Consider the following 13582-nt stretch of genomic DNA (forward strand, 5'->3'; position numbering starts at 1 on the left):
GGGGTTGGGGGCGTGTCGCCTGGTCGGGTGAATCTGGGGGGTTGCTGCCGGAGGGTGGAAACTGACGAGACCGGATGGGTGTTCGGCAATGTCGAACGCGGGTTGTAGGGTGATCGCATGCCCGGCCCCATTCAGTCGATCGAGCGGGCGGCGGCCATCCTCCGCCTGCTCGCCAGTGGCGCGCGCAAGATGGGCGTCGGCGAGCTGGCCACCGCGCTCGGCCTGCCCAAGGGCACCGTGCACGGGATCCTGCGCACGCTGCAGCACGTCGGGTTCGTCGAGCAGAGCCAGGACACCGGCAAGTACCAGCTCGGCGCCGCCCTGTTCCACATCGGCAGCAGCTACCTGGACGCCAACGAGCTGCGCACCAGGGCGCTGAACTGGTCGGACTCGCTGGCCGCCCGGAGCAAGGAGAGCGTGCGGATCGGGACCCTGCACGAGGGCCAGGTCCTGGTCGTCCACCACGTGTTCCGGCCCGACAACTCCAGCCAGGTCCTCGAGGTCGGCGCGCTGCTGCCGGCACACGCCAGCGCGCTGGGCCGGGTGCTGCTGGCCAACGACCCGCTGGGCCAGCCGGCCGGGGCCGAGCTGGCCGGCTTCACCCCCTACACCTGCACCGACCCCGACCAGCTGCGCCAGCTGCTGGCCGAGACCAAGTCCAGGGGCTGGGCGGCCGAGGTGGAGGAGATGGTGGAGGGCGAGGTCTCGGTGGCCGCCCCGATCCGCGACCGGCGCGGGGTGACCGTCGGGGCGATCGGCATCTCCGGTCCGATCGAGCGGTTGTGCGACCCCGACCGGGCGCCGCGCACCGAGCTGGTGTCCTACGTCCGGGAGGCGGCCCGGGCCATATCACGCGATCTTGGCGCCATCCCCTGGTGATCGGCCGGTGGCCGCGAGCTCGTAACGCACTCTTGACACCCCGATCGGGTGAGCCCAAGAATCTCGCCCACGGCGTACGACAATGTCGAACAGTATTCGGTTACCGTTCGCCAAACGCCGCCCGTCATCGCCGCCGGGCCACAGGAGGCCCCCTGCCCCCCAAGGGAAGCCATGACCGATCAGTCCATCTTCATCGGGGAGTTCCTCGGAACCGCGCTGTTGCTGCTCCTGGGCAACGGCGTGGTCGCCGCTGTCACGCTGACCAAGTCCAAGGCGCACGGCGCCGGATGGCCCGTCATCGCCTTCGGCTGGGGCTTCGCCGTCCTGGCCGGCGCCTACGCCGCGGCCCCGCTGTCGGGGGGGCACATCAACCCCGCCGTCACCGTGGGCATCGCCCTGCAGACCGGTGACTGGAACAAGGTACCACTCTACGTGGTCGCCCAGATGCTGGGCGCGTTCACCGGTGCCGTCCTGTGCTGGCTTGCCTACCTCGGACACTTCCGCGAGCACCAGGGCGAGGTGCTCGGCGTCTTCGCCACCGGTCCGGAGATCCGCAACCGCACGCAGAACTTCACCACCGAGTTCATCGCGACCTTCGTGCTGGTCTTCGTCATCGCGGCGTTCGGCAGGTCCGAGGGCCTGGCCGCCTCCGACTCGCTGATCTTCATGGTCGCCCTGCTGGTGGTCGGCATCGGGATGTCCCTGGGCGGCCCGACCGGCTACGCCATCAACCCCGCCCGCGACCTCGGCCCCCGCATCGCGCACGCGGTGCTGCCCATCCCGGGCAAGGGTGGCTCAGACTGGGGCTATTCCTGGGTCCCGGTCCTGGCCCCGCTCGCCGGTGGCACCGTCGCCGGCCTCGTCGCTACCGCCGCCTTCTGACCCCGGAAGCCGCCAATGACGTCGAACCCGAGGAACCCCGTGAGCCATCGCTACATCGCAGCCATCGACCAGGGCACGACCTCGTCCCGCTGTATCGTCTTCGACTCCTCCGGCAGCATCGTCTCGGTCGCGCAGAAGGAGCACCGGCAGATCTTCCCCCGACCGGGCTGGGTCGAGCACGACGCCGAGGAGATCTGGGCCAACGTCCTGGACGTGGTGCACGGCGCGCTGCAGAAGATGTCCATCACCGTCCACGACCTCGCCGCGGTGGGCATCACCAACCAGCGCGAGACCACGGTGCTGTGGGACGCCGAGACCGGCCGCCCCGTGCACAACGCGATCGTCTGGCAGGACACCCGCACCGACCAGCTGGTCCGCGAGCTGGCCGCCGACGGCGGGCAGGACCGGTTCCGGGAGAAGTCCGGCCTGCCGCTGGCCACCTACTTCTCCGGCCCCAAGATCCGTTGGCTGCTGGACAACGTGCCCGGCGTCCGTGAGCTGGCCGAGGCCGGCAAGGTGCTGTTCGGCACCATGGACACCTGGCTGATCTGGAAGCTGACCGGCAAGCACGTCACCGACGTCACCAATGCCAGCCGCACCATGCTGATGAACCTGCGCACGCTGGACTGGGACGACGAGCTGCTGGCGGCCATGGACGTGCCGCGCGCCATGCTGCCGGAGATCCGCTCCTCCGCGGAGGTCTACGGCCAGGCCACCGGCACCCTGCAGGGCCTGCCCGTCGCCTCCGCCCTCGGTGACCAGCAGGCCGCCCTGTTCGGGCAGACCTGCTACGCCCCCGGCGAGGGCAAGTGCACCTACGGCACCGGTAGCTTCCTGCTGCTCAACACCGGCACCGAGCCGGTGACCTCCGCCAACGGCCTGATCACCACGGTCGGCTACCGGATCGGCGACCAGCCGGTGACCTACGCCCTGGAGGGCGCCATCGCCGTCACCGGCTCGCTGGTCCAGTGGCTGCGGGACAACGTCGGCCTGATCACCAGTGCCCCGGAGATCGAGACGCTGGCGCTGACCGTGGAGGACAACGGCGGCTGCTACTTCGTCCCGGCCTTCGCCGGCCTGTTCGCCCCGCACTGGCGCAGCGACGCCCGCGGCGTGATCGCCGGCCTGACCGGCTACATCACCAAGGGCCACCTGGCCAGGGCGGTGCTGGAGGCCACCGCCTGGCAGACCCGCGAGGTGGTGGACGCGATGAACGCCGACTCCGGCGTCGAGCTGTCCACCCTCAAGGTCGACGGCGGGATGACCGCCAACAACATGCTCATGCAGTTCCTCTCCGACGTCCTCGACGTCCCGGTGGTCCGGCCGATCATCGCCGAGACCACCTGCCTGGGCGCCGCCTACGCGGCCGGCCTGGCCGTCGGGTTCTGGCCGGACGTCGATGCGCTCCGGCAGAACTGGCACCGGGCGGCCGAATGGCTGCCGGCAATGGATGCCAAGACCCGCGACCGCGGTTATCGCAAGTGGCGCAAGGCGGTCCAACGCACGATGGACTGGATCGACGAGGACGACGAGTAAAGCCCGGCCGCCGGCGCGGTGTCACCCACCGCGCCGGCGGCACCGTCAGTTCACGGCAAGATTTGTGGAGGGAGATCTCCGATGTCCGAGTCGGAGGGTGCGTTGTTCGTCGACCGGCGCGCACAGACCAGGGAGCAGCTCACCCACGGAACGTTCGACGTGGCGATCGTGGGTGGCGGCATTCTCGGCATCGCCACCGCCTGGGCCGCGGCCCGGGCGGGCCTGCGGGTGGCGCTGCTGGAGCGCGGCGACTTCGCCGGCGCCACCTCCAGCGCCTCGTCCAAGCTGGTTCACGGTGGCCTGCGCTACCTGGCCATGGGCGACGTGCGGCTGGTCCACGAGAACCACGTCGAACGCCGCGCGCTGGGTGACCGGCTGGCCCCGCACCTGGTGCGGCCGCTGCCGTTCCTGGTGCCCGTCTTCGACCGCGGCCCGCACTCCCGGCTCAAGCTGGGCGCGGGCGTGCTGCTCTACAGCGCCCTGTCCCGGTTCGGCGACGGCGCCGGCAAGATCGTGTCGGTCGCCAAGGCGCGCGAGCTGGCCCCCGCGCTGAGGGCGAAGGGCCTGCGGGGATGCGCCCTCTACTACGACCACCAGATGAACGACAGCCGGGTGGCCGTGATGTCGGCGCGCGCCGCCGCCGAGTCGGGCGCGGTGCTGCTCAACCACGCCGAGGTCCGCGACGTGCGGCGCACCCACGGCCGGGTCACCGGCGTCGAGCTGCGCGACCTCGTCGACGGCACCGAGTTCGGCGTCAACGCCCGCGTCGTGGTCAACGCGACGGGGCCGTGGCTGGACCACCTGCGCCGCATGGAGGACCCCAAGGCCGCGCCCAGCATCCGACTGTCCAAGGGCTCGCACCTGGTGCTGCGCACCGACAAGCCGTGGCACGCCGCCGTGACCACCCCGATCGACGACGTGCGGGTGTCCTTCGCGATCCCGTGGGAGGGCCAGCTGCTGCTGGGCACCACCGACGAGGCCTACGAGGGCGACCCGGCGAAGGTGGCGTGTACCGAGGCCGACATCGACCAGATCCTGGGCGAGGCCGGACTGGGCATCGAGTCCGACGCGCTGCGCCGCGACCGCATCGCCTACACCTTCGCGGGCCTGCGCGTGCTGCCCGGCGGTCCGGGCGACACCAAGAACGCCAAGCGGGAGACGGTGATCACCGTCGGCCCCGGCGGCATGGTCAGCGTCGCCGGCGGCAAGTGGACCACGTTCCGCAAGATCGGCGGCACCGTGCTGGCCCGCGTCGCCCAGCAGCTGGGCGTGCCCGGCCTGGAGAAGGCGCTGGACTCCCCGGTCGCCCCGCTGCCCGGCGCGGCCCGGCCGGACAACGTCAGCCGCGTGCTGCTCGCCGCCGCCCCGGAGCTGCCCGACGACGTGGCCTCCCACCTGGCCACTCACTACGGCACGCACGCGCACGAGGTCATCGCGCTCGGTGCGGCCGACCCGATGCTGCTGGAGCGGGTGCACCCCGACGGCCCGGACATCTGGGCCCAGGTCGTGCACGCGATCGAGCACGAGTGGGCCTTCGAGGTCGAGGACGTGCTGCGCCGCCGCACCACGGTCTCGGTGCGGGGCCTGGACACCCCGGAGGTTCGCGACCGAGTGGCCGGGATGCTGGCCGCGCACGGTTCCCGGACCGCGGTCGCATGAGGGCAGTGTCGCCCTGCTCACGATGACCGGTTCCGCACCGGTGGGGCGTGCCCGCGCTCACGCCCCACCGGCCGGAACGGTTCCAGCAGCCAGACGCAGGGTCGCCGCCCCGGTAAGTGGTGCAGACCAGAACCGGGGTGGCGACCCGGCGCGTGAACTGGTTCGATTCAGCCCGCCGGTATCCCGTGTGACCAGCGGCTCCCGTTGGTCGATAGGGTGACTGGTGACAACGGAAAACGCCCTACCCGCCGCATCGGCGGGGTCGAGCCCCGAGGGAGACACACCGTGACGGTTCGCGTAGGTGTCAACGGCTTCGGCCGGATCGGCCGCAACTTCTTCCGTGCGGCCCAGGCCAGCTCCCACGACATCGAGATCGTGGCGTTCAACGACCTGGGCGACGTCGCGACCATGGCGCACCTGCTCAAGTACGACAGCGTGCTCGGCAGGCTCGACGCCGACGTGACGGTGACCGAGGACGGCATCTCGGTCAACGGCCGGACCATCAAGGCCCTGGCCGAGCGGGACCCGGGCAAGCTGCCGTGGAAGGACCTCGGCGTCGACGTCGTCCTGGAGTCCACCGGCTTCTTCACCAACGCCGCCGACGCGCGCAGGCACGTCGACGAGGGCGGCGCCAAGAAGGTCATCATCTCCGCCCCGGCCAAGGGCGAGGACCTCACCGTCGTGCTGGGCGTGAACGAGGACCGCTACGACGGCTCGCAGACGGTCATCTCCAACGCCTCCTGCACCACCAACTGCCTGGCGCCGCTGGCCAAGGTGCTGCACGACAGCTTCGGCATCGAGCAGGGCCTGATGACCACCATCCACGCCTACACCCAGGACCAGAACCTGCAGGACGGCCCGCACAAGGACCTGCGCCGCGCCCGTGCCGCCGCGCTGAACATCGTGCCGACCTCCACCGGCGCCGCCAAGGCCATCGGCTTGGTCCTGCCCGACCTCAACGGCAAGCTCGACGGCTACGCGCTGCGCGTGCCGGTGCCCACCGGCTCCACCACCGACCTGACGGTGACGCTGAGCCGCGAGGTCACCGTGGACGAGGTCAACGCCGCGTACAAGGCCGCCGCCGAGGGCCCGCTGAAGGGCATCCTGCGCTACAGCGACGAGCCCATCGTCTCCGCCGACATCGTCACCGACCCGGCGTCCTGCATCTACGACGCCCCGCTGACCAAGGCCATCGGCACCCAGGTGAAGGTCGTCGGCTGGTACGACAACGAGTGGGGCTACTCGAACCGCCTGGTCGACGTGGTCGCGCTGGTCGGCTCCAAGCTCTGACGAGAAGGGGAGCCGCGGCGTGAAGACGCTCGACGACCTGCTCGCGAGCGGCGTACGGGGTCGCCGCGTCCTGGTGCGCGCCGACCTGAACGTTCCGCTCGACGGGGACCGGATCACCGACGACGGCCGCGTCCGGGCCTCGCTGCCCACCCTGAGGGCCCTGGCCGCGGCCGGCGCCCGCGTGGTGGTGACCGCGCACCTGGGCCGGCCCAAGGGCGCCCCGGACCCGGCGTTCTCGCTGGCCCCGGTGGCCCGCCGGCTCGGCGAGCTGCTGGGCGGCGAGGTCGCCTTCGCCACCGACGTGGTCGGCGACTCGGCGCGGTCGACCGTGGCCGGGCTGGCCGATGGCGGGGTGGCGGTGCTGGAGAACGTCCGTTTCGACCCCCGGGAGACCAGCAAGGACGACACCGAGCGCGGCGCGTTCGCCGAGGAGCTGGCCGCCCTGGTGGGTGCCGACGGTGCCTTCGTCTCCGACGGCTTCGGCGTGGTGCACCGCAAGCAGGCCTCGGTCTACGACGTGGCCCAGCGGCTGCCGCACTACGCCGGCGGCCTCGTGCTCGCCGAGGTCGAGGTGCTGCGCCGGCTCACCGAGAACCCGGCCCGGCCCTACGTGGTCGTGCTCGGCGGCGCCAAGGTGTCGGACAAGCTCGGCGTGATCGCCAACCTGCTGACCAAGGTCGACCGGCTCGTGGTAGGCGGCGGCATGGCCTACACCTTCCTGAAGGCTCAGGGCCACGAGGTGGGCTCCTCCCTGCTGCAGGCCGACCAGCTCGACCAGGTGCGCGCGTTCCTCGCCGAGGCGAGGGAACGCGGCGTGGAACTGGTGCTGCCGGTCGACGTGCTGGCCACCAAGGAGTTCGCCGCCGACGCCGACCACGAGGTGGTACGCAGCGACGCCATCCCGGCCGACCGGATGGGCCTGGACATCGGTCCGGAGAGCCGGAAGCTGTTCGCCGCGAAGGTGGCCGACGCCGCCACCGTGTTCTGGAACGGCCCGATGGGCGTGTTCGAGTTCGAGGCGTTCTCCGGCGGCACCCGGGCGGTGGCCCAGGCGCTGGTGGACAGCGACGCGTTCACCGTGGTCGGGGGTGGCGACTCCGCGGCCGCGGTGCGCCAGCTCGGCCTGCCCGAGAACGGTTTCTCGCACATCTCCACCGGTGGCGGCGCCTCGCTGGAGTTCCTGGAGGGCAAGCAGCTGCCCGGCGTCGCGGTGCTGGAGGGATAGAGGGGCCATGGCACGCAAGCCGCTGATCGCCGGCAACTGGAAGATGAACCTGAACCACCTCGAGGCCATCGGGCTGGTGCAGAAGATCGCCTTCGCGTTGCCGGAGAAGTACTTCGACAAGGTCGACGTGACGGTGCTGCCGCCGTTCACCGACATCCGCAGCATCCAGACCCTCGTCGACGGGGACAAGCTGCTCGTCACCTACGGCGCGCAGGACCTGTCGCCGCACGACTCCGGCGCCTACACCGGTGACGTCTCCGGCCCGATGCTGGCCAGGCTGGGCTGCAGCTACGTCGTGGTGGGGCACTCCGAGCGCCGCGAGTACCACGCCGAGGACGACGATCTGGTCAACAAGAAGGTCCGGGCCGCGCTCAAGCACGGTCTCAAGCCGATCCTGTGCGTGGGCGAGAAGATCGAGGTGCGGGAGCAGGGCAATCACGTGGCGCACTGCAACGCGCAACTCATCGCGGCGCTCAAGGGCCTCAAGGCCGAGCAGGTCTCCGAGGTGGTGGTGGCGTACGAGCCGGTGTGGGCCATCGGCACCGGCCGGGTTGCCACCCCCGCCGACGCCCAGGAGGTCTGCTCCGCGCTGCGTGGCCAGCTCGCCGAGAAGTACGGCGCCGAGATCGCCGAGGAGGTCCGCGTCCTCTACGGCGGCTCGGTGAAGTCGGGCAGCATCTCCGAGCTGGTCAAGCAGGAGGACATCGACGGCGCCCTGGTCGGCGGGGCCAGCCTGGACGGCGAGGAGTTCGCCAAGCTGTGCGCCCTGGCGGCGGGGGGACCACTGCCGTAGGTGCCGGCCCGGGCACGCTAAGTTATGGCTGATGCGGCCCGGTCGGCGGCACGAAGATCCACTGGGTGGTCCATGGGCTGGCCCCACCCGGTACTCTGTGACGTCGACCGGCCTGACAGCGAGGATGAGATGAAGCTGTTCCTGCAGATCACCCTGATCGTCTCCAGCGTCCTGCTGGTGCTGCTCGTGCTGTTGCACCGCGGCCGGGGCGGCGGTTTGTCCTCGCTGTTCGGCGGGGGCATGCAGTCGAGCCTGTCCGGTTCGAGTGTGGTGGAGAAGAACCTGGATCGCCTCACGTTGTTCGTGGGCTCGATCTGGGTGATCTCCGTGGTGGGCGTCGGGCTGCTGCTCAAGGTCGCATGAGCCGGCCGCGCCCACCGTTGGAGCACGTGCGGCAACCACCTGGTGGGGGTGTGAGGGTCGATGGCTGGTGGGAACGCGATCCGCGGGACGCGGGTCGGTGCGGGACCGATGGGCGAGTCCGAGCGCGGTGAGTCCGCGCCCCGGCGCCGCGTGTCGTACTGGTGCGCCAACGGGCACGAGGTGCGCCCGTCGTTCGCACTCGACGCGGAGGAACCGGAGACGTGGGACTGCCCGCGCTGCGGGCTGCCCGCGGGCAAGGACCAGGAGAGCCCACCGGACCCACCCCGCAACGAGCCGTACAAGACGCATCTGGCCTACGTGAAGGAGCGCCGGAGCGACGCCGACGGTGAGGCCATACTGGCCGAGGCCCTGGCCAAGCTGCGTGCCCAGCGCGGCGACACCGCCAGCTAGCCCGTCCGGACATCCCGGGCGCCCCGGTAGCTCAAGGCCGCCGGGGCACCCGGTGATTTCGTTTGCTCTGCCGGATTCTGTGTGGGCGATCAGCCGGTGAGCAGTGTCGTCATCGCGGCGTCGGCGAGCCGTGCCGCCCGCCGGCAGACTTCTTCCTTGCCGAGGGGATTCTTCTTCCGGCCGTCCTCGGAATAGTGCGCACGAAGCACCTGCCCGTCCGCGACGTCCACGTTGACGGTGCAGAAGTCATCGCCAGGCGGCTGACCGGGCGTGTGGATCTCGTAGGCGGGGAAGCCCTGCACCCGGATTTCTTGCACCTCACCGTTGACCTGTCCCGGGCCGAACTCCTGGATTCCCATGTCGGTGATGGCGTAAAGCGCGGCCCCCGTCTCATCTGCCTCGCTGCGGAAGTAACAGGCCGATGCGTCGTTGAAGGTTGAGCTCTTGTCGCTCCGCGGAGGCCGATCCAGAACGAACTGCGCCTTCTGCGCATCAGTGAGGAGGGAGCATGGGTCCTTGCCGTCGAGCTTCACCTCACGTGGGCGGTCAGACGGCTTCGGGTTTGGTGCGGCGGAGGTCGTCTCGCTACTTGCAGTTCCGGGCGCTGGTCGCGCGTCTCCCGTGCTTCCGCCGGAGCAAGCGGCAGCGGCAACACTGAGGGCTGCGGCGGCAAGCGCTGTAGCAGCCAGCCGCCGGTCAGGCACGGCGTCCCTCCCTGAACTGGTCCCCGCTCCGTTCGTCGGCGATCCCGTACTGTCGTGCTGTTGCTTCGAGTTGGTCCACGATCGCCTTGAGCTGGTCCCGGTAGCCCCTGATGGCGGCGAGTGCCGACGTTTCGCCTTCGATCCCTTTCCTGGTGATCTCCTCAGCCACTTCGGTACTCACATCGTCCCGGGCCATCGGCCGCATCTGAAGCCTTCCCTCGGCCTCGATCGCGAGCTTCCGGACCTTGTCATGCGCGTCGCGAAACAGTGTGAGGGCTTCGGTGACCTGGTCGGGCTCGAAGCGGAGCACGGGTGCGCTACCCGGGGCTGCACCGGTGGCCGGGTGCTGGCCAGCGGGACCCATCGCGGCGAACGGCATGGTTCATCCCCCTACGGTCGAGAGTCGGGGGTGAGACTAGCCAAGTCGCCCGAAGGGTTCTCATGAAGCTAAAGATCCACCCGAGCGGAGCAGCGTTGGCTGGACCATCCTCGGCTCACGCGGGGATGTCGTAGTCGTCGGTCTCCCGCACGCTGTCGATGAAGGCCCGCCACTCGCTGTAGGTGAAGACGGCTGTCCCGGCCTCGGGGGCTCTGGAGTTGCGAACTAAGACCGCCTCGTCGGTGATCATGGTCTCCACGCAGTTCGGTCCGTTGAACGACCTACGAGGCCTGAACCAGACATGCTTCTCATGCACTGCCGGTCAGCTCCTTGTACTCGGCGGCAACCCTCATGATGTGAGTAAGACTCTCATTCTTGCCAAGGGCCTGTGCCTGGAGCTGCTCGAAGTGTCCTTGAGCTGCTGCGACCTCCGAAGCTTTGTCGCTCAGCGGATCACGTCCTGGGATGTCGTTGTGGAGGACGTCCGGCGCTGGTGGATCGAACTTGAGGATCGTGGTTGTCACGCCGAGGAGGCCGTGGGCTCCCGCTCCGAGCGGGAGAATCTGGATCGCAAGGTTCGACGACGCCTCTGCACGGCGCACGAGATGCATGAGCTGCTCGTGCATCACCGTCGGTCCGCCGACGTTGCTGCGCAGGGCGGCCTCGCTCAGGACGCACTGGAAGAGCGGCAGCTTGCCATCGGCGGGGTCCAAGATCCTGCGGCGCTGGAGTCGGAGAGCCAGGTACCTCTCAACCTCCTCGTCACCCCGGTGGTTGTAGCCGTGAAGAAGGGCGCGAGCGTAGCCGGCGGTTTGGAGTACGCCCGGGATCAGCTCCGGCGAGTAGAACATCACGGCTCGCGCCTGTACTTCGAGGTCTGTCATGCGTCGCAGACGCGTGGGGATGAGCGAGCCGTGTGGGGTCCGGGGACGTCGGCTACGTGACGCGCGTGCGGTCTCAATCAGCGCTGCTCGTTCCTCCGCTGACGTGCCGTAGAGATCGAGGAGCTTCTCCAGCTCGGCCGGCTTGATCCCGGAAACACCGGTCTCGATGTTGCTGATCTTGCCGAGTGTGCAGGCCAGTGCATCCGCGGCTTGAAGGCGCGTCACGTGGGCTTCCTCGCGCAGCCGGCGCAAGGTGGCGGCGACCTGGATTCGGTCCAGTCCCAGACGACGCTGGCCCATGTCCATCCCCTCGTGCACGATCACTCGATCGGCTAGCTGTCGATATCTGATACCTAGCTTAACATTTGGGTGGTCGATCAGGTGCGAAGAGTCGCCCCAAGGGCTCGGCAATCGTAGTGAGGGGGCTGGCAGGGGCTCCGGGGTGCGCGGGTATGTCGGATGGAAAGGGGAGTGTCATGGGTGTGTGGAGTGCGGTGAAGGTGGGGGCGTGGGCGATCGCGCGGAACGGTAGTGAGGTGCGGTGCACGATCTACGGGATGGACAACTCGGTCGAGGTGGCCTTCAGCGGCAGTGGGGAGTCGTTCGAGTTGCTCCTGGAACACGATGTTCTGGAGCAGTGCATCGTGAAGTTCCCGGAGGCGTTGCGGAAGCTTGAGCAGGCCACGCGCGCCGAGTTCGAGGAGTGACAACCGGGTCGGTCCGTTCGGACATGCCGGTGCCCCGGCAGCATGAGGCTGCCGGGGCACCAATGATCATCGCGACGGAGGCGTGCGAGAACGAATTACGAGCGGACGATGCTCATTTCCGCGGGGTGGGCGTTGTTTCGGTGGTCGTCACGAAGAGTGTCGCGCCGATCCAGGGTGGCGGAGACGAACGCGAGGACCAGTGCGCCGGCCGGCAACAGGGCACCGGCCCAGTTGGGGGCGGTCAGGCCCAGACCCCGGGCGATGACGAAGCCGCCGAGCCAGGCACCGACGGCGTTGCCGAGGTTGAAACAACCGATATTGACCGCGGAGGCGAGGGTCGGGGCGCCGGCCGCCTTGTCCATGACGCGCTTCTGCAACGGTGGCACGGTGGCGAAGCCGAAGACACCGATGAGGAGGATGCACACGGCCGAGGCGATCTTGCTGTGGGCACCCCAGGTGAACGCGAACAGCACCACGGCCAGACCGGTAAGGCCGGCGTAGAGCATGGGCATGAGTGCCCTGTCGGCGAAGCGTCCACCGATCATGTTGCCGATGACCAAGCCAACCCCGAACAGGCCGAGTAGCCAGGTGACGGTGGATTCGGCGAATCCGGCGACCTCGACCATCATCGGCGCGACATAGGTGAGGGAGACGAACACCCCGCCGAATCCGAGGACGGTCATGGACAACGCGAGGATGACCTGCGGGTTGGTGAGCGCGGCCACCTCGGGGCGGATGCGCGCCCCTTGCGGCTTGGGCCCCTCGGGGACGAGAGTGCGGATGCCGATCACGCCGATGACGCCGACCACGGTGATGACCCCGAACGCCGCCCGCCAGCTGACGTGCTGACTCAACAGGGTTCCGGCGGGTACGCCGACGACGTTGGCCAGGGTCATTCCGCTGAGCATGAAGGCAATCGCCCTGGCCCCCTTGTTCGGGGCGACCAGACTGGCGGCGACCACGGTGCCGATGCCGATGAAGGCCCCGTGGGACAACGCGGCCAACACGCGCCCGACGAGCACGAAGGCGAAGGTGGGCGCGACGGTGGTGAACAGGTTGCCGATGATGAACAACACCATCATTGCCGCCAGCATGCGTCTGCGCTCGACGCGCGCACCGATGATGGTGGTCAGTGGCGCGCCGACGAAGACACCGATCGCGTAGACGGTGGCGAGGTATCCGGCCGTGGGGATGGAGACACCGAACTCGTCGGCGACTCCCGGCAGGACGCCGGAGACCACGAACTCGGTCGTTCCGATCCCGAAGGCGCCGACAGCTAACGCCCACAGTGCAAGCGGCATGGGAATCCCTTCAACACAGGATGATGCCGACGCCCGTTGTCGGCGCGAACAACACTGGTGACGCGCTACGCAGGCAAGCGCAGCACTACGAGAAACAGTTGTGCAGGGCGGGGAAACACCAAGAATCGAATGTTGGTGAACCCCAGGGTCGAAATGTCCTTGACGGGCGTGTGCTCCTGGGGCGCTCGCGATACCAGCACCGCCAGGAGCCTCACGGGCCCGATTCGGCTATCCGGTCGTCACGGCATCGCTGCCAACAGGTTCCTTGGCGCACAACGAGATCCGGCGCAGGTATGCGAGGCTGCGTGCGGTGTCCCGGCGTCCACGGAGACCCGGGTCGTTCTCGGCGAGAGCGGTGTCCTGCTCCAGCACGTACCAACCGTCGTAGCCCACGCGATGCATCGTTTGCAGCACTGCCTCGATATCCACGTCCCCGTCGCCGAGCGGGACGTACATGCCTTCCTTCACTGCTTCGGCGTAGCCCAGTTGTCCGGTGCGGACTTCTTCGGCAATGTCCGAGCGGACGTCTTTGAGGTGGGTGTGCCCGATGCGGTGTGGCCACCGTTGGG

16 protein-coding genes are annotated in these 13582 nt (G+C 69.1%); 10 read left to right on the forward strand and 6 right to left on the reverse strand.

Annotated elements, in window-relative coordinates:
• Positions 1–117: 117 nt before the first annotated feature.
• From IEY55_RS22990 to IEY55_RS23030, 9 genes are all read left to right on the forward strand, one after another.
• Entirely contained in the window at positions 118–879 is a 762-nt protein-coding gene (locus IEY55_RS22990) for an IclR family transcriptional regulator (RefSeq protein ID WP_189060611.1), read from the forward strand.
• Between the two features lie 171 nt (positions 880–1050).
• Positions 1051–1761 carry an MIP/aquaporin family protein gene (locus IEY55_RS22995; protein WP_189060612.1) on the forward strand — a complete coding sequence of 237 codons (711 nt, stop codon included), beginning with the start codon at positions 1051–1053 and terminating at the stop codon, positions 1759–1761.
• 39 nt (positions 1762–1800) lie between these two features.
• Complete coding sequence (gene glpK, locus IEY55_RS23000; protein ID WP_189060613.1) at positions 1801–3297, forward strand: glycerol kinase GlpK; 1497 nt, start codon at positions 1801–1803, stop codon at positions 3295–3297.
• An 81-nt stretch (positions 3298–3378) separates the two neighbouring features.
• Positions 3379–4956: a glycerol-3-phosphate dehydrogenase/oxidase gene (locus tag IEY55_RS23005; protein ID WP_189060614.1), complete on the forward strand. Its 1578-nt coding sequence runs from the start codon at positions 3379–3381 to the stop codon at positions 4954–4956.
• 285 nt (positions 4957–5241) lie between these two features.
• The gene (gap, locus tag IEY55_RS23010; protein WP_189060615.1) at positions 5242–6246 is read left to right on the forward strand and encodes a type I glyceraldehyde-3-phosphate dehydrogenase; all 1005 of its coding nucleotides are present in this window, start codon (positions 5242–5244) and stop codon (positions 6244–6246) included.
• Positions 6247–6265: 19 nt separating this feature from the next.
• Positions 6266–7471: a phosphoglycerate kinase gene (locus tag IEY55_RS23015; RefSeq protein WP_189060616.1), complete on the forward strand. Its 1206-nt coding sequence runs from the start codon at positions 6266–6268 to the stop codon at positions 7469–7471.
• Positions 7472–7478: 7 nt separating this feature from the next.
• Positions 7479–8264: a triose-phosphate isomerase gene (tpiA, locus tag IEY55_RS23020; RefSeq protein ID WP_189060617.1), complete on the forward strand. Its 786-nt coding sequence runs from the start codon at positions 7479–7481 to the stop codon at positions 8262–8264.
• Positions 8265–8393: 129 nt separating this feature from the next.
• Positions 8394–8627 (forward strand): preprotein translocase subunit SecG, encoded by a 234-nt coding sequence (gene secG / locus IEY55_RS23025; protein ID WP_189060618.1) that lies wholly within the window; start codon positions 8394–8396, stop codon positions 8625–8627.
• 60 nt (positions 8628–8687) lie between these two features.
• A complete protein-coding gene (locus IEY55_RS23030; protein WP_189060619.1) occupies positions 8688–9038 on the forward strand; it encodes an RNA polymerase-binding protein RbpA in 351 nt (116 codons plus the stop codon).
• Positions 9039–9127: 89 nt separating this feature from the next.
• Here the strand turns inward: IEY55_RS23030 and IEY55_RS23035 are convergent, their stop codons facing one another.
• The 4 genes from IEY55_RS23035 to IEY55_RS23050 form a co-directional block, all read right to left on the reverse strand.
• Positions 9128–9742: a DUF3558 domain-containing protein gene (locus tag IEY55_RS23035; RefSeq protein ID WP_189060620.1), complete on the reverse strand. Its 615-nt coding sequence runs from the start codon at positions 9740–9742 to the stop codon at positions 9128–9130.
• On the reverse strand, positions 9735–10052 hold the full coding sequence (locus IEY55_RS23040) for a PE domain-containing protein (protein ID WP_189060621.1): 318 nt from the start codon (positions 10050–10052) through the stop codon (positions 9735–9737). The genes IEY55_RS23035 and IEY55_RS23040 overlap by 8 nt, the downstream gene beginning before the upstream one ends.
• Positions 10053–10236: 184 nt before the next feature.
• Positions 10237–10437 carry a DUF397 domain-containing protein gene (locus IEY55_RS23045; protein ID WP_189060622.1) on the reverse strand — a complete coding sequence of 67 codons (201 nt, stop codon included), beginning with the start codon at positions 10435–10437 and terminating at the stop codon, positions 10237–10239.
• A complete protein-coding gene (locus IEY55_RS23050) occupies positions 10430–11305 on the reverse strand; it encodes a helix-turn-helix domain-containing protein (protein WP_189060623.1) in 876 nt (291 codons plus the stop codon). The genes IEY55_RS23045 and IEY55_RS23050 overlap by 8 nt, the downstream gene beginning before the upstream one ends.
• Positions 11306–11481: 176 nt before the next feature.
• On the opposite strand from IEY55_RS23050, the gene IEY55_RS23055 reads away from it, so the two are divergent.
• A complete protein-coding gene (locus IEY55_RS23055) occupies positions 11482–11712 on the forward strand; it encodes a hypothetical protein (protein WP_189060624.1) in 231 nt (76 codons plus the stop codon).
• A 95-nt stretch (positions 11713–11807) separates the two neighbouring features.
• On the opposite strand, the gene IEY55_RS23060 is transcribed toward IEY55_RS23055, so the two are convergent.
• Both IEY55_RS23060 and IEY55_RS23065 read right to left on the reverse strand, forming a co-directional pair.
• Complete coding sequence (locus tag IEY55_RS23060; RefSeq protein ID WP_189060625.1) at positions 11808–13013, reverse strand: MFS transporter; 1206 nt, start codon at positions 13011–13013, stop codon at positions 11808–11810.
• 228 nt (positions 13014–13241) lie between these two features.
• Positions 13242–13582, reverse strand: a 341-nt coding sequence (locus tag IEY55_RS23065) for a sugar phosphate isomerase/epimerase family protein (RefSeq protein ID WP_229686654.1), incomplete at its 5' end; no start/stop codon positions are given.

Origin of the sequence: Longimycelium tulufanense (assembly GCF_014645795.1) — a bacterium.
In the GTDB taxonomy this organism is placed as follows: Bacteria; Actinomycetota; Actinomycetes; order Mycobacteriales; family Pseudonocardiaceae; genus Longimycelium; species Longimycelium tulufanense.